Source organism: Afipia sp. GW822-FHT03D08 (assembly GCF_058801645.1).
Map to the genome: position 1 here is coordinate 1160750 of NZ_JBXANK010000001.1, position 17664 is coordinate 1178413.

Sequence of the window (17664 nt, forward strand, 5' to 3'; positions counted from 1 at the left end):
TGCTCTCACGATTGCGTGTGCAGCGCGGGATATGTTTGTTCGATATCGCCGTGCCACCGATTTTCGCCGCTGTGGAAGCTGACTTCCACTTTTGGATAAGACCAAAGAAAAACCCCGGCAGTTTCCTGCCGGGGTTCTTTGTTCAAGTGGTCGTTACGCGATTACCAAGTGCGGCGGACGCGGAACTGGCCCGACACGATACCCTGATCCTTGTAGTCGTAGGTGCCGGCCGGCTTGAAGCCGCCGATCAGGTTTGCACCAGTGGTCGTGATCGAACCGGTGTTCGACTGGTCCAGCGTGGTGTAGAGCACTTCGCCCGACAGGGTCAGGTTCTTGACCGGAGTCCATGCGGTACGGGTGCCGACCTGCCAGATCGCGAAGTCCGGGTTGCAGGTGTAGCCGTTGGCTGCTGCACCACCGGTCAGCGCGCCGATCGCCTGGAGCTGGCGGCCGCAGATCAGGGCAGAAGCGTTGTTATTGTAGTCGACCTTGGTGTAGCTGCCGTACACGCTGGTCTGCCACTCTGGCGACCAGTTGTGCTCGTAGCCGCCGCGGAAGCCCCAAGCCTTGGTCTTCTCGATGCCGCCACCGTTGCCGTAGACGCCGTCGTAGAGGTTCAGCGAAGCGAACGACTGGTAGCTACCAGCGAAGTTGGTCTCGCCGCTGAAGGCGTCGAAGGTGTTACCCGTGGTGCCGCCGATGATGTACTTCGGAGCGCCGTCGGTATAGGTGAAGTCCAACGACAGCTTGTCGCCAGGGCCGGTCGGCAGCTGCTTCAGCTGAAGGCCGCCCGAGATCGAGTAGCCCCACGCATCGCTCGGATGACCGAGCTGCTCGTTGCCGATTGCACCGGCACCAGTGCTGTAATAGTTGGCGCTGATGTTGTTGACCGCACCCGAGATCTGGGCAGTGAACGCAGCCTGGTCGAGGCGAATGTTACCGACGAAATCCGGTGAGTGCTGACCGCCCGTGCCGTTCTGGTTCGCAGCGAGCGTGCCGGCGCCGAGGTAAGCGCCCGCCACCGTAGCTGCGGTTGCACCGGTGATGGAGCCGCTGGCGTTGAACACCGGAGCGCGGTTGATCGTCTTGTTGTCTTCAACGCCCAACTGAGCCGAGAGGCCGTTGCCGAACTGCCAGGTGTAGGCAATCTGGGTGATACCGGTGGAGTTGTCGTAACCGCCGAGAAGGTTGGAGGTGTTCAGACCAACCGGGGTTGCGCCCCAGGGAGTCTGGAAGCCCGAGATCGCCTTACCGAAGGTGAAGCCGGCGAACTGGACGAAGCCGAGATCCATGGTGAGCACGCCCGACGACGGACCGTCGCCCGAGGTGTGCTGGAAGTTGCTCGACCAGTAGGTGCGGACAACGCCGTATTCGGAGGCAGTGCGGGTGTCGATGTTCAGCTGGGTACGGGCGCGGGTCACGAAGTAATCCGACGAGCGGTTCTGCTGACCGGTGTTCGCGCTGTTGTTCCAGGCCGGCTGGCCGTGGGCGCTGCCGTTGACCGTGACGTCGAGCTGAGCGTAGCCGCCCAGCTTGATGCAGGTGTCGGTGCCCGGGATATAGTAGAAACCAGCTCCATACAGGGAGCAGATCTTCACGTACTGGACCGCTTTCGCCTTGACGGGAAGATCAGCCGCCTGTGCTCCTGCGACAGCAGCCAACGCGGCCGCCGAACCCAGGATAAGGCTCTTAATCTTGCTCATAAAACCTCCAAAATTGTTCAATTGAGGAAAGGTCCGCTTCCCGTGGCGCTAGCCACCCCAATCAGCCCCTTGACCCCCACTTACCGCCGGCCGCCTCGCCTTCCGGGCGGGACCACCAACGAGTCACCCGACGTCTCCGGCTGACGCAGGAACAATGACCGCAAGCATCAATTGATTACAATAATTGATTTACTCATGCTTTTATTTGGCCGCGTTCGTGTGCTTTCCCCGCAACATCATGTCAGCGGGATGACGCAAGCAGTGATTGCAAAGGCGTAAATGCTGACATATTTTTGCGCATTCGCTCGCAAAGGCAGAATTAAATGGCCGGCAGACTTCCCGCCAAGAAAATTTCATCTCAACGTCACACGGCGAGCCCGCGCGGCACGGCGCGCGATGCGCATCCGATGGGGCCTGACGATGCACTGGTCCGGAAGTTCATCTGGGATGTTATTTCGATCAACACGCATCTCGAAGAAATCCGTTCCAACTGGGCGCGCATGCTGGACATCACCTGTCCGCAGTGGCTGATCCTGATGGCGGTCAATGATCTCGATGAAGGCAAGGGAATTTCCGTCCGCGAGGTTTCGACAAAGCTTCATGTCGATCCTTCGTTCGTGACCACCCAGACAAAAAGCCTGGAAAGGCACGGCTTCATGCGCCGCGTCGCATCGAAGGAAGATGCGCGCGTCGTGCTGATGTCGCTGACCGACAAGGCGCACAAGCAGATCGCGAATCTCTATTCGCAGCAGGTGGTCGCCGACAATCTCGTCTTCTCGGATTTCTCGACCCAGACGTTCCGCGATCTCACCGACAAGCTATCGACGCTCAAGGAGCGCCTGGCGAAAGCCGCGCAAATGATCGCCGCAGGAAACTGACCGTCAGTCCGCGAGCGCAGGCGCCGTTCGCAGGCGCGCCGATATCCAGTCGAAGATAAACTCGTTGCCGATGGTCGGGTTGTCGGATTGCCCGTGCACCACGGCGGTCTCGGCAATGGAGAACACCTTCAGCGTCACGTCCGCGCCCTCCTCCCTCAACGCCGTGCACAGAGCATCGGCGTGACGGGTATCGAGCCAGTCAAACTCTCCGAACGTCATCAGGATCGGGCACTTGATGCTGGTGATGCCGCCATGACGCTGCATCCTGCGAATCTCGTCACCGATCGCGTCACCCCCGTCGTGTCCTGACATCCATTGTGCCGCCGTCACGCGCTGGTGCATGTCCCAGATCCCGGCATCGCACACGGCGGCGGCAAACCGGTCGTCGAGACCCGCCGCGCGCGAGGCATAGGCGGCGCCCAGTCCGTCACCGAAAATCGCGATCCGCCGCTCGTCGATGTCGCCGCGCGCAATCAGATAATCCACGCAGCAACTGATCGCGGTCTCAACCTCGTATCGCACCATCTCCTTGAGCTTCGGCGCGCCTCCCTGCCCCGGCAGATCGGCGAGCAGCAGCGACAGTCCGCGCGAATGAGCATGCCGCAGCAGCGTCAGCAGATGCTCTTCCTTGAAATGCTCCGGCCCGCCGACACAGACAGCGACGGGCGCCGGCGAATCCGACCCGGGCGCCGGCAGAAAATAGGCTTCGACAAAGCCGTTCTGGAAACAGGGAATGCGAACCAGCTCGCCGCCCGACGGCAGATGCGTGACCACGAGATTCGCGCAGGCCCGCATCTGCTCCAGCGCGGTCGCGCGCCGCACGTCATCCAGCTTCAGAAAGACTTCCGAGGTCCGGTAATAATTCGATGCCCGCAGCCAGTTGCTGCGCGCCGACGGGATATTCCCCGCCTCCAACGCAAGATTGCCGCGCGCCTTGTTGACGTTGGCGATGGCGTTCCATGCGCGATGCCAGCTTTCGTCGTCGCCGGCGGTGATCCCGTTCGCCGTCAGGAAGCACTCGGAGATGGTGCTGCCGCCTTCTTGCGCGGAGCCCAGCACACGCATGAACTGAAGACTGTAATCCTCATTTTCGGGCCACTGCATCCAGCCGTTCGGCTCGAAGCGCGACGGCGAGAGATTGGCGGTTTCGTCATTCAAAACAGTCGTCCACACGATGAAGTCAGCCGATCATTGAAAGGCGGGCCGTATTCGCTTGATCTAGAACGACAATTGCCGCGGACAAGACGAGCAGGCGTGTTGCATTGCAGCCATGAGCATGGCCGCATTAATGCGACAGCGGCGTTACAGTGATGTGACAAACAGCCGATCTGCGACGTTTGTCGCATGCGACACGACGTCCCGGGAGAAAATCATTCCCGGAGAACGCCGAAATCAATCTGTTGCTTCTCTGAAAGGCGCTACACGATCGTCTGGATAATGCCGCCTTCAGCCCGCAACGCCGCGCCGTTGGTCACCGACGCCTCGCGCGAACTGGCATAGACCACCATGTTGGCGATCTCGTCGACCGTCGCGAATCGCTGGATCAGCGACGTGCTGCGGTGCTGCTTGACGAATTGCGAGGCCGCCTCTTCCACTGACTGGCCGTTCTGCTTCGCCAGATCCTTCACGAACGTCTCCACGCCTTCCGACATGGTCGGGCCAGGCAACACCGAATTGACGGTCACGTTGGTGCCCTTGGTCAACTCGGCCAGACCGCGCGAGATCGAGAGCTGCGCGGTTTTGGACATGCCGTAGTGAATCATCTCGCTCGGAATGTTCACGCCCGATTCCGACGAGATGAAAACGATGCGTCCCCAGTTGCGCTTCAGCATCCCCGGCATGTAGGCGCGCGAGAGCCGGACCCCGGACATGACGTTGACCTCGAAAAAGCGCGTCCAGTCCGCGTCGGGAATATCGAAAAAGCCCTTCGGCTCGAAAATGCCGGCGTTGTTGATGAGAATGTCCGTGTCCGGCTCGGCCTCGACCAGCTTCGCGCATCCCTCGGCGGTGGATACATCGGCCGCGACGCCCCGCGCCTTCGCTCCGGGCACCGCCTTGACGATGGCCTCGGCTGCTGCGTCCGCCCTGGCCTGTGTGCGGCCGTTGACCACAACGCTCGCCCCGGCCCGGGCGAGACCCCTGGCGATGGCCAGCCCGATGCCGCCGGTCGAGCCGGTCACGATTGCGGTGGTGCCTGAGAGATCGATTTTCATGAAAAGCTCCTTTGCTATGGAACTCATATGGCGGCCCAAACAGCCCGCGCCACTGCCAGATCGTGTCCGCCGGTTCATGGCATTGTGGCCGCACGGGAAACGTCCGGCCAATAAAAAAAGCGGCGCACAAGGCGCCGCTTTTGAATTCTCCGAGGGATGAGGCTTACGCCGCTTCCGACGACGTTTCCTGCACCGGGCCCGAGTCCTGGCCCTTGGCATCGACGTCGCGGTCGACGAACTCGATCACGGCCATCGGCGCGTTGTCGCCGTAGCGGAAGCCGGCCTTGATGATGCGGGTGTAGCCGCCCTGACGATCCTTGTAACGGGGCGCCAGAACGTCGAACAGTTTCTTGACCTGATCGACATCGCGCATTTCGCCGATCGCCTGACGGCGCAGCGAAAGGCCGCCCTTCTTGCCGAGGGTGACCAGCTTCTCGACGATCGGGCGAAGCTCCTTCGCCTTCGGGAGAGTGGTGACGATCTGCTCGTGCTTGATCAGCGCGGCGCACATGTTTGCGAACATCGCCTTGCGATGCTCCGCGGTGCGGTTGAGCTTCCGATGAACCTTGCCGTGACGCATGATGTAGTCCTCAATCCAGATTGCCGCGACGGTTCGTCGGACATGTTGCTCAGGTGGGCTGCCTGCGTTCGCCCTTAATCTCCGTCACCCTTCGAGGCTCGGGCTACGCCCTCGCACCTCAGGATGACGGACTATCGCTTGTTCGTCATCCTGAGGTGCCGTCGCTCTTGCGGCGGCCCCGAAGGATGACGCGGTTCTCAGTAGTGATCCTCGAAGCGCTTGGCCAGCTCGTCGATGTTCTCCGGCGGCCAACCGGGCACTTCCATGCCGAGGTGCAGACCCATCTGGGCCAGCACTTCCTTGATTTCGTTCAGCGACTTGCGGCCGAAGTTCGGGGTGCGGAGCATTTCCGCTTCCGACTTCTGCACGAGGTCGCCGATGTAGACGATGTTGTCGTTCTTCAGGCAGTTGGCCGAACGAACCGACAGTTCGAGCTCGTCCACCTTCTTGAGGAACGCAGGGTTGAAGGCGAGATCCGGAATGATCTCGGCGGCAACCTCCTTGCGGGGCTCCTCGAAGTTCACGAACACGTTGAGCTGGTCCTGCAGGATGCGCGCCGAATAAGCGAGCGCGTCGTCCGGCGAGATCGCGCCGTTGGTCTCAATGGTCAGCGTCAGCTTGTCGTAGTCGAGGATCTGGCCTTCGCGGGTGTTCTCAACCTTGTAGGACACCTTGCGAACCGGCGAGAACAGGCTGTCCACCGGGATCAGGCCGATCGGCGCGTCCTCGGGACGGTTGCGCTCGGCGGCGACGTAGCCCTTGCCGGAGTTCACAGTGAACTCCATGCGGATTTCAGCGCCCTCGTCGAGGGTGCAGATCTGAAGCTCGGGGTTCAGCACGACGACATCGCCGACGGTCTGGATGTCACCGGCGGTGACAACGCCCGGACCCGACTTCTTCACGACCATGCGCTTCGGGCCTTCGCCCTGCATCTTGATCGAGATGTCCTTCACGTTCAGCACGATGTCAGTCACGTCCTCGCGCACGCCGGCGATCGAGGAGAACTCGTGCAGAACGCCGTCGATGTGAACCGACTGCACGGCAGCGCCCTGCAGCGACGACAGCAGCACGCGGCGCAGCGCGTTGCCGAGGGTCTGGCCGAAGCCGCGCTCGAGCGGCTCGGCGACGACGGTAGCGAAACGGGTCGGATCCGAACCAGGCGTCACGTTGAGCTTGTTCGGACGAATGAGTTCTTGCCAATTTTTCTGGATCGTCACTTGTTCACCCATGCCATCAAAATCACTGGCGTTGGAGGTCTGGCGGCGCGGGCAATGTTCTTAAACAATGGCCGCGTCATCGCATCTCAAAAACAACGCGGGCGCATATCGCCCGCGGCAGTCCAAACAATCAGACGCGCCGGCGCTTGCGCGGACGGCAGCCGTTGTGCGGGATCGTGGTCACGTCACGGATCGAGGTGACGGTGAAGCCCGCGGCCTGCAATGCGCGCAGAGCCGATTCACGGCCCGAACCGGGACCCGCGACTTCGACTTCCAGCGTACGCATGCCGTGTTCCTGCGCCTTCTTCGACACGTCTTCGGCGGCAACCTGAGCCGCATACGGAGTCGACTTGCGCGATCCCTTGAAGCCCATCGTGCCTGCCGACGACCAGGCAATGGTGTTGCCCTGCGCGTCGGTGATGGTGATGGTCGTGTTGTTGAACGACGAATTCACGTGCGCGATGCCGGAGGCGATGTTCTTGCGTTCACGGCGGCGGACGCGTGTGGCTTCTTTACCCATAAGTCTCTTCTCTTCCTTCAAGCGCGTCCGTGATTCCAGACGCTGGGGAAATTCAGGTGATCACCCGGCCCTCGCGAGCCGGATCGGTTCAGTGGTCGAAACGAAATTACTTCTTCTTGCCGGCGATGGCCTTGGCAGGACCCTTGCGCGTGCGCGCGTTGGTGTGGGTCCGCTGACCGCGCACCGGAAGGCCGCGGCGATGACGCAGGCCGCGGTAGCAGCCGAGGTCCATCAGACGCTTGATGTTCATGCCGACTTCGCGGCGCAGGTCGCCCTCGACCAGGAAGTCGCGGTCGATCATTTCGCGGATCTGGAGAACTTCAGCGTCGGTGAGCTGCGAGACGCGGCGGTCGGCCGGAATCTTGAGCTGCTCCACGATGGTCGCGGCGTTCTTCTGGCCGATGCCATGAATGTACTGAAGCGCAATCAGAACGCGCTTGTTGGTCGGAATGTTGACGCCTGCAATACGGGCCACGGTCTTCGCTCCTGTCGCCGTCCGCTCCGGACAGCTTGTCTTTGTTAGGTCTCTGGCGTCGGGCGGGTGTTCACAAACGCAAACACGACGCCCTCCCCACTTTTCTTTCGGGGCCCGGCATCGTCTGAACTATCCGACTGGATGCGGGCTTATTAATGTATTTAGCGGCGTTTCGTCAACCGCTTGGCGGTCTTGGCGCTCTTTTTCGTGGCCTTTTTGGCCACTTTTCGGGTCTTGGCAGCTTTGGTTCCCGCGGCCCGGGTTTTGGCCTTGGCGGCGGGCTTTTTACCGCCCTTCGCAGCCTTGCCAGCCGGTTTCGCGGCCTTTTTGGTCTTCCTGGCGGGTGCCTTGGCAGCCTTCCCGGCGGCCTTTTTTGCACCCGTGGCCGGCTTGGCGGTTTTCCGGGCACCCTTCTTGGCGGACTTGGCAGCCGAATCGGCTTCCAGCGCTGCCAGCACCCGGTTGATCGCCGCCGTCACCTGCTCGATGGTCATCATGCCGTCGATGGTGATCAGCTTGCGCTTCTCCGAGTAGTAGTGAACCAGCGGTTCGGTCTGGGCGCGGTAGCTGGCGAGGCGCTTCGAGAGCACCTCCGGCGTATCGTCGATCCGGACCTCTTCGCCGCGCTCGCGCATCTGCGCGACGCGGGTCTCGACCCGCTCCAGCAGCGCACTCTCGTTCACGCGCAGTTCGACGACGGCGTCCAGCTTGAGGTGCTTCTTCTTGAGCAGTTCGTCCAGCGCCTGCGCCTGCGGCACGGTGCGCGGAAAGCCGTCGAGGATGAAGCCCTTCTTCGCGTCCGGCTCTTCGATACGATCGGCGATGATTCCGACCACCACCTCGTCAGGCACCAGCGCGCCGCTGGCCATGATGTCCTTCGCCTTGAGGCCGACCGGCGTTCCGGCTGCGACAGCGGCACGCAGCATCTCGCCGGTGGAGAGCTGAACGATACCGTGCTTTTGAACCAGTCGATGCGCCTGCGTTCCCTTGCCCGCCCCCGGCGGCCCGAGAAGAATCAACCTCATTTACGGCGGCCCCTCAGTTTCGATTTACGGATCAACCCTTCGTACTGGTGCGCCAGCAGATAGCCCTGCACCTGGGCGACCGTATCCATCGTCACACTGACGACGATCAGAAGCGAGGTACCGCCGAGATAGAACGGCACCGACGCGTAAGAGATCAGAATTTCCGGGATCAGACAGACGACCGCGAGATAGATCGCACCGATTACGGTGATGCGCGACAGCACGTAGTCGATGTACTCGGCGGTGCGTTCACCCGGACGGATGCCGGGAATGAAACCGCCGTGCTTCTTGAGGTTGTCAGCGGTCTCGGTCGGGTTGAACACGATCGCCGTATAGAAGAAGGCGAAGAACACGATCATCGCGAGATAGAGAACGAGGAACAGCGGACGGCCGTGGCTGAGCTGGGTCGTCAGCCACTGGAACCACTCCGGTCCCTTCCCTGCGTTGAAGCTCGCGATCGTGGTCGGCAGCAGCAGAAGCGACGATGCGAAGATCGGCGGAATGACGCCCGCGGTGTTGAGCTTGAGCGGCAGATGCGAGGACTGGCCCTCGAACATCTTGTTGCCGACCTGGCGCTTCGGATACTGGATCAGCAGCCGGCGCTGCGCGCGCTCGACGAACACGATCAGCATGATGACCGCGACGGCCATGATGATGATCGCGAGGATCAGGAAGGTCGACAGCGCACCCTGACGGCCGAGTTCGAGCGTACCGGCGATCGCCGACGGCAGTTCGGCGACGATGCCGGCCAGAATGATCAGCGAGATGCCGTTGCCGATGCCGCGCGAGGTGATCTGCTCGCCGAGCCACATCAGGAACATGGTGCCGCCGGTCAGCGTGATGACCGTCGAGATGCGGAAGAACATGCCCGGATCGGACACGACATTGCCCGCGCCTTCGAGACCGACGGCGATGCCGTAAGCCTGGAACGCTGCGAGAATGACGGTGAGATAGCGGGTGTACTGGTTGATCTGCTTGCGGCCCGATTCACCCTCTTTCTTGAGGGCCTCGAGCTGCGGCGAAACAGTCGTCAGCAACTGAAGGATAATCGATGCCGAAATGTACGGCATGATGTTCAGCGCGAAGATCGCCATGCGGTGGATGCCGCCGCCGGCGAACATGTTGAACATGCCGAGAATGCCGCCGGCCTGCGACTTGAACACCTGCTCCCAGATGTTCGGGTCGATACCCGGCAGCGGGATGTAGGTGCCCAGCCGATAAACAAGCAGCGCACCCAGTGTGAACCAGATGCGCTTCTTGAGTTCGTCAGCCTTTGCGAATGCCGCGAAGTTGAGGTTTGCCGCCAGTTGTTCCGCTGCAGAGGCCATCCGAGGCTCCGATCCTTCTATTCGTCAGTACCGAGCCTTAAGCGGCCCGGGCACCTGCGATTTTTAAGACTTCGCACGACCATATAGGAAGTCTTGTCGCGGGTGCCGGTCACAAAGGCGGGATCGGTCGAACCTTACGAGGCCTTCCTGTTCGGCTTCTTGGCAGCAGCCTTCTGGGCGGCAGCGTCCTTCGCCGGAGCCAGGATCTTCACCGAACCGCCAGCCTTCTCGACTGCCTCGATCGCGGACTTGGTCGCGCCGTGCACTTCGATGTTGAGCTTGGCCTTGAGTTCGCCGCGGCCGAGCAGCCGCACGCCGTCCTTCGAACGGCGCAGCAGTCCGGACTTCACCAGCGACTCCGCGTTGACGGTCGCGCTCGCATCGAGCTTCTTGGCATCGATGGCTTCCTGAAGACGGTCGAGGTTGACCTCGGTCAGGTCGAGCCGGAAGATGTTGTTGAAGCCGCGCTTCGGCAGACGACGATGCAGCGGCATCTGGCCGCCCTCGAAGCCCTTGATGCGCACGCCCGAACGCGCGGTCTGGCCCTTGCCGCCGCGGCCTGCCTGCTTACCCTTGCCGGAGCCAATGCCACGGCCAACGCGCATGCGCTTCTTGCGCGAGCCGCTGTTGTCGGCGATCTCATTGAGCTTCATCGCTTGCTTCCTTACTTCTCGTCGACGACGCGAACGAGGTGCTTGACCCGGTCGATCATGCCGCGAACCGCAGGCGAATCCTGCAACTCGGAGACACGGCCGATCTTGTTGAGACGCAAACCGATCAGCGTCGCGCGCTGCGCGGCCTGACGGCGGATCGGGCTACCCGTCTGCTCGACCTTGATGGTTTTCGTTGCGGCCTTGGCCATTGTCCTAACTCCAAAACGTCTTTTCAGACTGGCATGATCCTATCGGAAAACCGGAAGACCGCTTTTCCGGATCATGCCCCAATTATTCCGCGACAGCTTCCGCGTCGCCACCGACACGGCGGGACTGCAGCGTGGAAACCTTGATGTTGCGGCGGTTTGCAACCGAACGCGGCGAATCCTGATGCTTCAGCGCATCGAACGTCGCGCGAACCATGTTGTAGGGGTTCGACGAGCCGATCGACTTCGCCACCACGTCCTGGATGCCGAGCGTCTCGAACACGGCGCGCATCGGGCCGCCCGCGATGATGCCGGTACCGGCCGGAGCTGCGCGCAGGTAAACGCGGCCAGCGCCGTGACGGCCAGCAATGTCGTGATGCAGCGTGCGGCCTTCGCGCAGAGCAACGCGCGTCAGGTTGCGCTTGGCCGACTCGGTCGCCTTGCGGATCGCTTCAGGCACTTCGCGCGCCTTGCCGTGGCCGAAACCGACCCGGCCCTTCTGATCGCCGATGACGACCAGAGCCGCGAAACCGAAGCGCTTGCCGCCCTTGACGACCTTCGCCACACGATTGATGTGGACGAGCTTGTCGACGAACTCGCTGTCGCGCTCTTCCCGATCCCGACCGCCCCGCTCGCGTCCACCGCGTTCGCGTTCACCTGCCATGGTGTTTTCCAATCCTTGTGAGGCTCGCGCCTCTGACCTTGTGTCCGTTCAAACCAATTTCAAAGGCTGAGCTTAGAAGCTCAAGCCGCTTTCACGCGCGGCTTCGCCGAGCGCCTTGACGCGGCCGTGGTAGAGATAGCCACCACGGTCGAAAACCACTTCCTTGACGCCGTTCTTCACAGCGCGCTCTGCGAGCAGCTTGCCGACAGCCTTCGCTGCGTCGATGTTCGCGCCGGTCTTGCCGGCATCGCGCATCGTCTTTTCCAGCGACGAGGCCGAAGCCAGCGTCTCGCCCTTCAGGTCGTCGATGACCTGAGCGTAGATGTGCTTCGACGAGCGGAACACCGACAGGCGCGGACGCCCGTTCGCCGTCCGGCGCAGCGCGAGACGTACGCGCTGCTTGCGCCGGGCATTCGTGACCTTGAGTTTCGACATGACCGGCTCCGTTACTTCTTCTTGCCTTCCTTGCGGAAGATAAACTCGTTGGCGTACTTCACGCCCTTGCCCTTGTAGGGCTCCGGCGGACGATAGCTGCGGATCTCGGCGGCGACCTGGCCGACGCGCTGGCTGTCGTTGCCGACGATGGTGATTTCGGTCGGCTTCGGCACGGTGATCGTGATCCCTTCCGGGATCGGGTAGATCACGTCGTGGCTGTAGCCGAGCGCGAGCTGCAGGTTCTTGCCCTGCAACGCGGCGCGGTAACCGACGCCGGTGATTTCCAGCTTCTTCTCGAAGCCCTTGGTGACGCCTTCGACCAGATTCGCGATCTGGGCGCGAGCGGTGCCGTACAGCGAGCGCGCGCGCTTGGTCTCGAAGCGCGGCGCAACTGTGATCGCACCGTCCTTCATCTGGACCGAAACGTCGTCATGCACGACAAACTGAAGAGCGCCCTTCGGGCCCTTCATCTTGACGGTCTGCCCTTCGATATTCGCGGTGACGCCGGAGGCGATCGCGACGGGCTTTTTGCCTACGCGTGACATTGGTCTTCCTTCCTTAGAACACCGTGAAGAGAACTTCGCCGCCCACGTTCGCGTCGCGCGCGTCGTGGTCAGCCATGATTCCCTTCGGCGTCGACAGAACCGAGATGCCAAGACCGTTGCGGACGCGCGGCAGGTTCTTGACCGACGCGTAAACCCGGCGACCTGGCTTCGACACGCGCTCGATCTCCTTGATGACCGGCTCGCCGTCGAAATACTTCAGTTCGATTTCCAGCTCGTTGTGGCCGCCGGCATGCTCGACCGCTGCGTAACCGCGGATGTAACCCTCGGTCTTCAGCACTTCGAGAACGTTGGCGCGCATCTTCGAGCCCGGGGTCGAAACCTTGGACTTGTTGCGCATCTGCGCATTGCGGATGCGGGTGATGAGATCGCTGATAGGATCGTGCGTAGACATGTCCGACCCTCCCCTTACCAGCTCGACTTCACGAGGCCCGGGATCAGGCCCTTGGAGCCATAATCACGGATCGCGATGCGGCTCATCTTGGTCTTGCGATAGACCGCGTGAGGACGTCCGCTGATTTCGCAACGGTTGTGAACGCGGGTCGCCGACGAATTGCGCGGCATCTCGGCGAGCTTGATCGTCGCCGCGAAACGCTCTTCCATCGGCTTGTTCTTGTCGGCGATGATCGCCTTCAAGCGGGCGCGCTTGGCCGCAGCGTTCTTCGTCATCTTCTGACGCCGGTTATTCTTCTCGACTGAACTTTTCTTCGCCATACGAGTAGTCTCCATACCTTTCCGCGTTTGAGACGCTGACTAGTTCAGTGTCTCACTGCCGGAACGGAAAATTGAATGCGGTCAGCAACGCGCGCGCCTCGTCGTCTGTGGTCGCGGTGGTGCAGATCGTAATGTCCATGCCCCAGGTCTCGCCCGACTTGTCGTAGTCGATTTCCGGGAACACCAGATGCTCCTTGAGGCCGAGGGAGTAATTGCCCTTGCCGTCGAAGCTCTTCGGATTGAGGCCGCGGAAGTCGCGGACACGAGGCAGCGCGATGTTCACAAGACGGTCGACGAAGTCGTACATCTTGGACTTGCGCAGCGTGACCTTGGCGCCGATGGCCTGGCCCTCACGCAGCTTGAAGGTTGCGATCGCCTTGCGCGAATGGGTGACGACCGGCTTCTGGCCGGCGATCAACGCGAGATCGGCAGCAGCCAGTTCGACCTTCTTGCGGTCGTTGACAGCCTCGCCGATGCCCATGTTGAGCACGACCTTCTCGAGCGCCGGCACCTGCATGGCGTTCGCATAACCGAACTGCTCGACCAGCTTGCCGCGGATGTCCTTGTCGTAAACCGCGCGAAGGCGCGGAACGTATGCGGTCTCAGCCATTGATCTCTGCTCCCGAGCGCTTCTCAACGCGCACCTTGGTGCCATCCTTCTGAATCTTGAAACCGACGCGGGTCGGCTTGCCGTCCTTGCCGACGAGCGCGATGTTCGACAGATGGATCGGGGCTTCCTTCGTGATGATGCCGCCCTCCTGCGCCTGCGTCTGCTTCTGGTGACGCTTCACCAGGTTGACGCCACGCACGAGCGCCTTGCTCTCGGAAGGACGCACTTCAAACACTTCGCCGGTCCGGCCCTTGTCGCGGCCGTTCAGCACGATGACCTTGTCACCCTTGCGGATCTTGGCAGCCATTACAGCACCTCCGGCGCAAGCGAGATGATCTTCATGTGGTTCTTGGCGCGAAGCTCGCGCGGCACCGGCCCGAAGATACGGGTGCCGACCGGCTCGGACTGGTTGTTGATCAACACAGCCGCGTTACGGTCGAAACGGATGACGGAGCCGTCAGCGCGGCGAATATCCTTCGCAACGCGAACGACGACGGCCTTCATCACGTCGCCCTTCTTCACCTTTCCGCGTGGAATGGCTTCCTTGATCGAGACGACGATGATGTCGCCCACCGTTGCATAGCGGCGCTTGGAACCTCCAAGAACCTTGATGCACATGACACGGCGCGCGCCGGAATTATCGGCCACGTCGAGGTTGGTCTGCATCTGAATCATTGATGCACCTCGTCCTCTTTCTGATGCGCGAAGTTGCGCTTAAGCTGTTTTCTTGTCGCTCTGAACAACCGTCCAGCGCTTCAATTTCGAGAGTGGTTTGCTTTCTTCGATCCAGACCGTGTCGCCTGCCTTGAACTGGTTGTTCTCGTCATGCGCATGGTAGTTCTTGGACCGGCGAATGGTCTTCTTGTAGATCGGGTGGGTGAAGCGGCGGTCGACACGCACGACAATGGTCTTGTCCTGCTTGTCGCTGACGACGACGCCCTGGAGAGTACGCTTCGGCATCTTTCGCCCCTTACTTCGTCTTGCCGTCGCGCTTCTGCGCGGCGATGGTCTTGATGCGTGCGATATCGCGGCGAGCCTCACGCAGGCGCGAGGTGTTCTCGAGCTGCCCGGTGGCGCGCTGGAAGCGCAGGTTGAACCGCTCCTTCTTCAGATTGAGGACGGCGTCGTCCATCTGATCGGGGCTCATCGCGCGGATGTCTTCGATTTTGAGTTGGGCCATGATCGTTACTCCGCAATGCGCGCAACGAAGCGCGTCTTGATCGGCAGCTTGGCGGCGGCGAGCGACAGTGCTTCCTTCGCGGTCTGCTGGGTCACGCCGTCGATCTCGAACATGATGCGGCCCGGCTTGACGCGGGCGACCCACAGTTCAGGCGTACCCTTGCCCGAGCCCATGCGCACTTCGGCAGGCTTCTTCGACACCGGAAGATCGGGGAACACGCGGATCCAGACGCGGCCGGCACGCTTCATGTGACGGGTCAGCGCGCGGCGGGCGGCTTCGATCTGACGCGCGGTGACGCGATCCGGCGCCATCGCCTTCAGGCCGAACTGGCCGAAAGACAACGTCGCACCCGACGAGGCGACGCCGTGAATACGGCCCTTATGCGCCTTGCGGAACTTTGTCTTCTTTGGTTGCATCATGGCTTACGCCCTCAAACCTTCTTCGAATTTCAATCAGGCTGCATCGCGACGTGACGGACGTCCGCTGTCGCCTTCAGCCATCTTCTTGTCCTGGGCCATCGGATCGTGCTCAAGGATTTCGCCCTTGAAGATCCAGACCTTCACACCGCAGGTACCGAACGTCGTGAACGCGGTCGCAACCCCGTAATCGACATCGGCGCGCAGCGTGTGCAGCGGCACGCGGCCTTCGCGATACCATTCCATGCGCGCGATTTCGGCGCCGCCGAGACGGCCCGAGCAGTTGATGCGGATGCCTTCGGCGCCCAGACGCATCGCCGACTGAACGGCGCGCTTCATGGCGCGGCGGAACGCAACGCGGCGCTCGAGCTGCTGCGCAATCGATTCGGCGACCAGGGTCGCATCGAGCTCCGGCTTGCGGATTTCGATGATGTTGATCACGACGTCGGAGTCGGTGATCTCGGCGACCTTCTTCTTCAGCTTGTCGATGTCGGCGCCCTTCTTGCCGATCACGACGCCCGGACGCGCCGAGTGGATAGACACGCGGCACTTCTTGTGCGGGCGCTCGATCACGATGCGCGCGACGGCCGCCTGCTTCAGTTCCTTCATCAGCATTTCACGGATGCGGATGTCCTCATGGAGGAGCTTCGCATACTCGTTCTTGCCGGCGAACCAACGGGAATCCCAGGTCCGGTTGATGCCCAGACGCAGCCCGATTGGATTAATCTTCTGACCCATCGTTCTCTCCCGCCCTTAGGCGCTCGCCTCGGCCTCGACCTGACGAACGACGATCGTCAGCTGCGAGAACGGCTTAAAAACACGACCCGAACGGCCACGGCCGCGCGGTGCGAAACGCTTCATGACGATGCCGTTGCCAACATGCGCCTCAGCGACGACCAGAGCGTCGACATCGAGGTCATGGTTGTTTTCGGCGTTCGCAATCGCGGACTCCAGGCACTTCTTGACGTCGCCGGCGATCCGCTTGCGCGAGAACTGCAGGTCGGCGAGCGCAGACGATGCCTTCTTGCCGCGGATCAACTGCGCAACAAGGTTCAGCTTCTGCGGGCTGACGCGAAGCATGCGGGCTACCGCCTTTGCCTCGTTGTCCGGGAGAACCCGTTCGCGCTTTGGTTTGCTCATGACTAAGTCCTCAAGCCCTTACTTCTTGGCTTTCTTGTCGCCCGAATGGCCGTGGAAGGTCCGCGTCGGCGAAAACTCGCCGAACTTGTGACCGACCATTTCCTCGTTCACGGCAACCGGAACATGCTTCTGACCGTTGTAGACGCCGAAGGTGAGCCCCACGAACTGCGGGAGGATCGTCGAGCGGCGGCTCCAGATCTTGATAACGTCGTGACGGCCGGACGAACGCGCGGCATCTGCCTTCTTGAGCAGAGAGCCTTCAACGAACGGGCCTTTCCAGACTGAACGAACCATGTCCGGCGATCCTTACTTCTTCTTCCGCTTGTGGCGGCTGATGAGAATGAACTTGTTGGTCGACTTGTTTGAACGCGTCTTCTTGCCCTTGGTCGGCTTGCCCCACGGAGTAACCGGGTGACGGCCGCCCGAGGTGCGGCCTTCGCCGCCGCCGTGCGGATGGTCGACGGGGTTCATCACGACGCCGCGGTTATGCGGACGACGGCCCATCCAGCGCTTGCGACCGGCCTTGCCGATCGAGATGTTCATGTGGTCCGGGTTCGACACCGCACCGATGGTGGCGATGCAGCGGCCGTGAACCAGGCGCTGCTCGCCCGAGTTCAGACGCAGGATCACGAAATCATGGTCGCGGCCGACGATCTGGGCGTAGGTGCCCGCGGAACGGGCGATCTGGCCGCCCTTCCCGATCTTCAGCTCGACGTTGTGCACGATGGTGCCGACCGGCATGTTGCCGAGCGGCATGACGTTGCCCGGCTTCACGTCGACGTAGCTGCCGGCGACAACGGTGTCGCCAACGGCCAGACGCTGCGGCGCCAGGATGTAGGCCTGCTCGCCGTCGGCGTACTTGATCAGCGCGATAAACGCGGTGCGGTTCGGATCGTACTCGAGACGCTCGACCTTGGCCGGCACGTCGACCTTCTTACGCTTGAAGTCGACGATGCGGTAAGCCTGCTTGTGGCCGCCGCCGCGGAAACGCACGGTGATACGGCCGGTATTGCCGCGTCCGCCGGACGAGTGCTTGCCTTCGGTCAAAGCCTTGACAGGCTTGCCCTTGTACAGCGCCGAACGATCGACCATCACCAGCTGGCGCTGGCCTGGCGTCGTGGGGTTGAATGTTTTCAATGCCATC

General features: G+C 61.7%; 27 protein-coding genes. 1 reads left to right on the forward strand and 26 read right to left on the reverse strand.

Going from position 1 to position 17664, the window contains the following annotated elements; all coding sequences use genetic code 11:
- Positions 1-161 precede the first annotated feature (161 nt).
- Positions 162-1703 carry a porin gene (locus AC1RM7_RS05710; RefSeq protein ID WP_006021042.1) on the reverse strand — a complete coding sequence of 514 codons (1542 nt, stop codon included), beginning with the start codon at positions 1701-1703 and terminating at the stop codon, positions 162-164.
- Positions 1704-2026: 323 nt separating this feature from the next.
- Here AC1RM7_RS05710 and AC1RM7_RS05715 point away from each other — a divergent pair, with 323 nt between their 5' ends.
- The gene (locus AC1RM7_RS05715; RefSeq protein WP_006021043.1) at positions 2027-2581 is read left to right on the forward strand and encodes a MarR family transcriptional regulator; all 555 of its coding nucleotides are present in this window, start codon (positions 2027-2029) and stop codon (positions 2579-2581) included.
- A gap of 3 nt (positions 2582-2584) precedes the next feature.
- Here AC1RM7_RS05715 and AC1RM7_RS05720 read toward each other — a convergent pair whose 3' ends face one another.
- The 25 genes from AC1RM7_RS05720 to rplB all read right to left on the reverse strand — a co-directional run bounded on the left by AC1RM7_RS05720 (position 2585) and on the right by rplB (position 17663).
- Positions 2585-3739, reverse strand: a complete 1155-nt coding sequence (locus tag AC1RM7_RS05720; protein WP_024920153.1) for an alpha/beta hydrolase family protein — start codon at positions 3737-3739, stop codon at positions 2585-2587.
- 260 nt (positions 3740-3999) lie between these two features.
- Complete coding sequence (locus AC1RM7_RS05725) at positions 4000-4794, reverse strand: SDR family NAD(P)-dependent oxidoreductase (protein WP_024920152.1); 795 nt, start codon at positions 4792-4794, stop codon at positions 4000-4002.
- A gap of 163 nt (positions 4795-4957) precedes the next feature.
- The gene (gene rplQ, locus AC1RM7_RS05730) at positions 4958-5374 is read right to left on the reverse strand and encodes a 50S ribosomal protein L17 (protein WP_006021046.1); all 417 of its coding nucleotides are present in this window, start codon (positions 5372-5374) and stop codon (positions 4958-4960) included.
- A gap of 197 nt (positions 5375-5571) precedes the next feature.
- Positions 5572-6603, reverse strand: coding sequence for a DNA-directed RNA polymerase subunit alpha (locus tag AC1RM7_RS05735; RefSeq protein ID WP_006021047.1), 1032 nt, complete (start codon positions 6601-6603; stop codon positions 5572-5574).
- Positions 6604-6721: 118 nt separating this feature from the next.
- Positions 6722-7111, reverse strand: a complete 390-nt coding sequence (gene rpsK, locus AC1RM7_RS05740; protein WP_006021048.1) for a 30S ribosomal protein S11 — start codon at positions 7109-7111, stop codon at positions 6722-6724.
- Positions 7112-7217: 106 nt separating this feature from the next.
- A complete protein-coding gene (gene rpsM, locus AC1RM7_RS05745; RefSeq protein ID WP_006021049.1) occupies positions 7218-7586 on the reverse strand; it encodes a 30S ribosomal protein S13 in 369 nt (122 codons plus the stop codon).
- Positions 7587-7747: 161 nt separating this feature from the next.
- Positions 7748-8611: an adenylate kinase gene (locus AC1RM7_RS05750; RefSeq protein WP_024920150.1), complete on the reverse strand. Its 864-nt coding sequence runs from the start codon at positions 8609-8611 to the stop codon at positions 7748-7750.
- Entirely contained in the window at positions 8608-9939 is a 1332-nt protein-coding gene (gene secY, locus AC1RM7_RS05755; protein WP_006021051.1) for a preprotein translocase subunit SecY, read from the reverse strand. Before secY ends, AC1RM7_RS05750 begins: the two co-directional genes overlap by 4 nt.
- Positions 9940-10073: 134 nt before the next feature.
- A complete protein-coding gene (gene rplO / locus AC1RM7_RS05760) occupies positions 10074-10592 on the reverse strand; it encodes a 50S ribosomal protein L15 (RefSeq protein WP_024920149.1) in 519 nt (172 codons plus the stop codon).
- Between the two features lie 11 nt (positions 10593-10603).
- The gene (gene rpmD / locus AC1RM7_RS05765) at positions 10604-10801 is read right to left on the reverse strand and encodes a 50S ribosomal protein L30 (RefSeq protein WP_006021053.1); all 198 of its coding nucleotides are present in this window, start codon (positions 10799-10801) and stop codon (positions 10604-10606) included.
- Between the two features lie 82 nt (positions 10802-10883).
- The gene (gene rpsE / locus AC1RM7_RS05770; RefSeq protein WP_006021054.1) at positions 10884-11462 is read right to left on the reverse strand and encodes a 30S ribosomal protein S5; all 579 of its coding nucleotides are present in this window, start codon (positions 11460-11462) and stop codon (positions 10884-10886) included.
- A 72-nt stretch (positions 11463-11534) separates the two neighbouring features.
- Entirely contained in the window at positions 11535-11897 is a 363-nt protein-coding gene (gene rplR / locus AC1RM7_RS05775; protein ID WP_006021055.1) for a 50S ribosomal protein L18, read from the reverse strand.
- Between the two features lie 11 nt (positions 11898-11908).
- Entirely contained in the window at positions 11909-12442 is a 534-nt protein-coding gene (gene rplF / locus AC1RM7_RS05780) for a 50S ribosomal protein L6 (protein ID WP_006021056.1), read from the reverse strand.
- Between the two features lie 13 nt (positions 12443-12455).
- Positions 12456-12854: a 30S ribosomal protein S8 gene (gene rpsH, locus AC1RM7_RS05785; RefSeq protein WP_006021057.1), complete on the reverse strand. Its 399-nt coding sequence runs from the start codon at positions 12852-12854 to the stop codon at positions 12456-12458.
- A gap of 14 nt (positions 12855-12868) precedes the next feature.
- A complete protein-coding gene (gene rpsN / locus AC1RM7_RS05790; protein WP_006021058.1) occupies positions 12869-13174 on the reverse strand; it encodes a 30S ribosomal protein S14 in 306 nt (101 codons plus the stop codon).
- Between the two features lie 52 nt (positions 13175-13226).
- The gene (gene rplE, locus AC1RM7_RS05795; protein WP_006021059.1) at positions 13227-13784 is read right to left on the reverse strand and encodes a 50S ribosomal protein L5; all 558 of its coding nucleotides are present in this window, start codon (positions 13782-13784) and stop codon (positions 13227-13229) included.
- Positions 13777-14091 carry a 50S ribosomal protein L24 gene (rplX, locus tag AC1RM7_RS05800; RefSeq protein WP_006021060.1) on the reverse strand — a complete coding sequence of 105 codons (315 nt, stop codon included), beginning with the start codon at positions 14089-14091 and terminating at the stop codon, positions 13777-13779. The genes rplE and rplX overlap by 8 nt, the downstream gene beginning before the upstream one ends.
- Positions 14091-14459, reverse strand: coding sequence for a 50S ribosomal protein L14 (gene rplN, locus AC1RM7_RS05805; protein ID WP_002712291.1), 369 nt, complete (start codon positions 14457-14459; stop codon positions 14091-14093). Before rplN ends, rplX begins: the two co-directional genes overlap by 1 nt.
- A gap of 39 nt (positions 14460-14498) precedes the next feature.
- Positions 14499-14744, reverse strand: a complete 246-nt coding sequence (rpsQ, locus tag AC1RM7_RS05810) for a 30S ribosomal protein S17 (protein ID WP_006021061.1) — start codon at positions 14742-14744, stop codon at positions 14499-14501.
- 10 nt (positions 14745-14754) lie between these two features.
- The gene (gene rpmC, locus AC1RM7_RS05815; protein ID WP_006021062.1) at positions 14755-14964 is read right to left on the reverse strand and encodes a 50S ribosomal protein L29; all 210 of its coding nucleotides are present in this window, start codon (positions 14962-14964) and stop codon (positions 14755-14757) included.
- Between the two features lie 5 nt (positions 14965-14969).
- Positions 14970-15383: a 50S ribosomal protein L16 gene (gene rplP / locus AC1RM7_RS05820; RefSeq protein ID WP_006021063.1), complete on the reverse strand. Its 414-nt coding sequence runs from the start codon at positions 15381-15383 to the stop codon at positions 14970-14972.
- 33 nt (positions 15384-15416) lie between these two features.
- A complete protein-coding gene (gene rpsC, locus AC1RM7_RS05825) occupies positions 15417-16118 on the reverse strand; it encodes a 30S ribosomal protein S3 (RefSeq protein ID WP_006021064.1) in 702 nt (233 codons plus the stop codon).
- Positions 16119-16133: 15 nt separating this feature from the next.
- Positions 16134-16520 (reverse strand): 50S ribosomal protein L22, encoded by a 387-nt coding sequence (gene rplV / locus AC1RM7_RS05830; protein WP_006021065.1) that lies wholly within the window; start codon positions 16518-16520, stop codon positions 16134-16136.
- An 18-nt stretch (positions 16521-16538) separates the two neighbouring features.
- Positions 16539-16814, reverse strand: a complete 276-nt coding sequence (gene rpsS, locus AC1RM7_RS05835; RefSeq protein ID WP_002712297.1) for a 30S ribosomal protein S19 — start codon at positions 16812-16814, stop codon at positions 16539-16541.
- Between the two features lie 12 nt (positions 16815-16826).
- Positions 16827-17663 (reverse strand): 50S ribosomal protein L2, encoded by an 837-nt coding sequence (gene rplB, locus AC1RM7_RS05840; RefSeq protein WP_006021066.1) that lies wholly within the window; start codon positions 17661-17663, stop codon positions 16827-16829.
- Position 17664: the final 1 nt, after the last annotated feature.

Excerpts from the sequence above, each read along its gene's own strand:
- AC1RM7_RS05710 (WP_006021042.1), bottom strand. The coding sequence starts at position 1,703 with ATGAGCAAGATTAAGAGCCTTATCCTGGGTTCGGCGGCCGCGTTGGCT.
- AC1RM7_RS05715 (WP_006021043.1), top strand. The coding sequence starts at position 2,027 with ATGGCCGGCAGACTTCCCGCCAAGAAAATTTCATCTCAACGTCACACG.
- AC1RM7_RS05725 (WP_024920152.1), bottom strand. The coding sequence starts at position 4,794 with ATGAAAATCGATCTCTCAGGCACCACCGCAATCGTGACCGGCTCGACC.
- rplQ (WP_006021046.1), bottom strand. The coding sequence starts at position 5,374 with ATGCGTCACGGCAAGGTTCATCGGAAGCTCAACCGCACCGCGGAGCAT.
- AC1RM7_RS05735 (WP_006021047.1), bottom strand. The coding sequence starts at position 6,603 with ATGGGTGAACAAGTGACGATCCAGAAAAATTGGCAAGAACTCATTCGT.
- rpsK (WP_006021048.1), bottom strand. The coding sequence starts at position 7,111 with ATGGGTAAAGAAGCCACACGCGTCCGCCGCCGTGAACGCAAGAACATC.
- AC1RM7_RS05750 (WP_024920150.1), bottom strand. The coding sequence starts at position 8,611 with ATGAGGTTGATTCTTCTCGGGCCGCCGGGGGCGGGCAAGGGAACGCAG.
- secY (WP_006021051.1), bottom strand. The coding sequence starts at position 9,939 with ATGGCCTCTGCAGCGGAACAACTGGCGGCAAACCTCAACTTCGCGGCA.
- rplO (WP_024920149.1), bottom strand. The coding sequence starts at position 10,592 with ATGAAGCTCAATGAGATCGCCGACAACAGCGGCTCGCGCAAGAAGCGC.
- rpmD (WP_006021053.1), bottom strand. The coding sequence starts at position 10,801 with ATGGCCAAGGCCGCAACGAAAACCATCAAGGTCGAGCAGACGGGTAGC.
- rpsE (WP_006021054.1), bottom strand. The coding sequence starts at position 11,462 with ATGGCAGGTGAACGCGAACGCGGTGGACGCGAGCGGGGCGGTCGGGAT.
- rplR (WP_006021055.1), bottom strand. The coding sequence starts at position 11,897 with ATGTCGAAACTCAAGGTCACGAATGCCCGGCGCAAGCAGCGCGTACGT.
- rplF (WP_006021056.1), bottom strand. The coding sequence starts at position 12,442 with ATGTCACGCGTAGGCAAAAAGCCCGTCGCGATCGCCTCCGGCGTCACC.
- rpsH (WP_006021057.1), bottom strand. The coding sequence starts at position 12,854 with ATGTCTACGCACGATCCTATCAGCGATCTCATCACCCGCATCCGCAAT.
- rpsN (WP_006021058.1), bottom strand. The coding sequence starts at position 13,174 with ATGGCGAAGAAAAGTTCAGTCGAGAAGAATAACCGGCGTCAGAAGATG.
- rplE (WP_006021059.1), bottom strand. The coding sequence starts at position 13,784 with ATGGCTGAGACCGCATACGTTCCGCGCCTTCGCGCGGTTTACGACAAG.
- rplX (WP_006021060.1), bottom strand. The coding sequence starts at position 14,091 with ATGGCTGCCAAGATCCGCAAGGGTGACAAGGTCATCGTGCTGAACGGC.
- rplN (WP_002712291.1), bottom strand. The coding sequence starts at position 14,459 with ATGATTCAGATGCAGACCAACCTCGACGTGGCCGATAATTCCGGCGCG.
- rpsQ (WP_006021061.1), bottom strand. The coding sequence starts at position 14,744 with ATGCCGAAGCGTACTCTCCAGGGCGTCGTCGTCAGCGACAAGCAGGAC.
- rpmC (WP_006021062.1), bottom strand. The coding sequence starts at position 14,964 with ATGGCCCAACTCAAAATCGAAGACATCCGCGCGATGAGCCCCGATCAG.
- rplP (WP_006021063.1), bottom strand. The coding sequence starts at position 15,383 with ATGATGCAACCAAAGAAGACAAAGTTCCGCAAGGCGCATAAGGGCCGT.
- rpsC (WP_006021064.1), bottom strand. The coding sequence starts at position 16,118 with ATGGGTCAGAAGATTAATCCAATCGGGCTGCGTCTGGGCATCAACCGG.
- rplV (WP_006021065.1), bottom strand. The coding sequence starts at position 16,520 with ATGAGCAAACCAAAGCGCGAACGGGTTCTCCCGGACAACGAGGCAAAG.
- rpsS (WP_002712297.1), bottom strand. The coding sequence starts at position 16,814 with ATGGTTCGTTCAGTCTGGAAAGGCCCGTTCGTTGAAGGCTCTCTGCTC.
- rplB (WP_006021066.1), bottom strand. The coding sequence starts at position 17,663 with ATGGCATTGAAAACATTCAACCCCACGACGCCAGGCCAGCGCCAGCTG.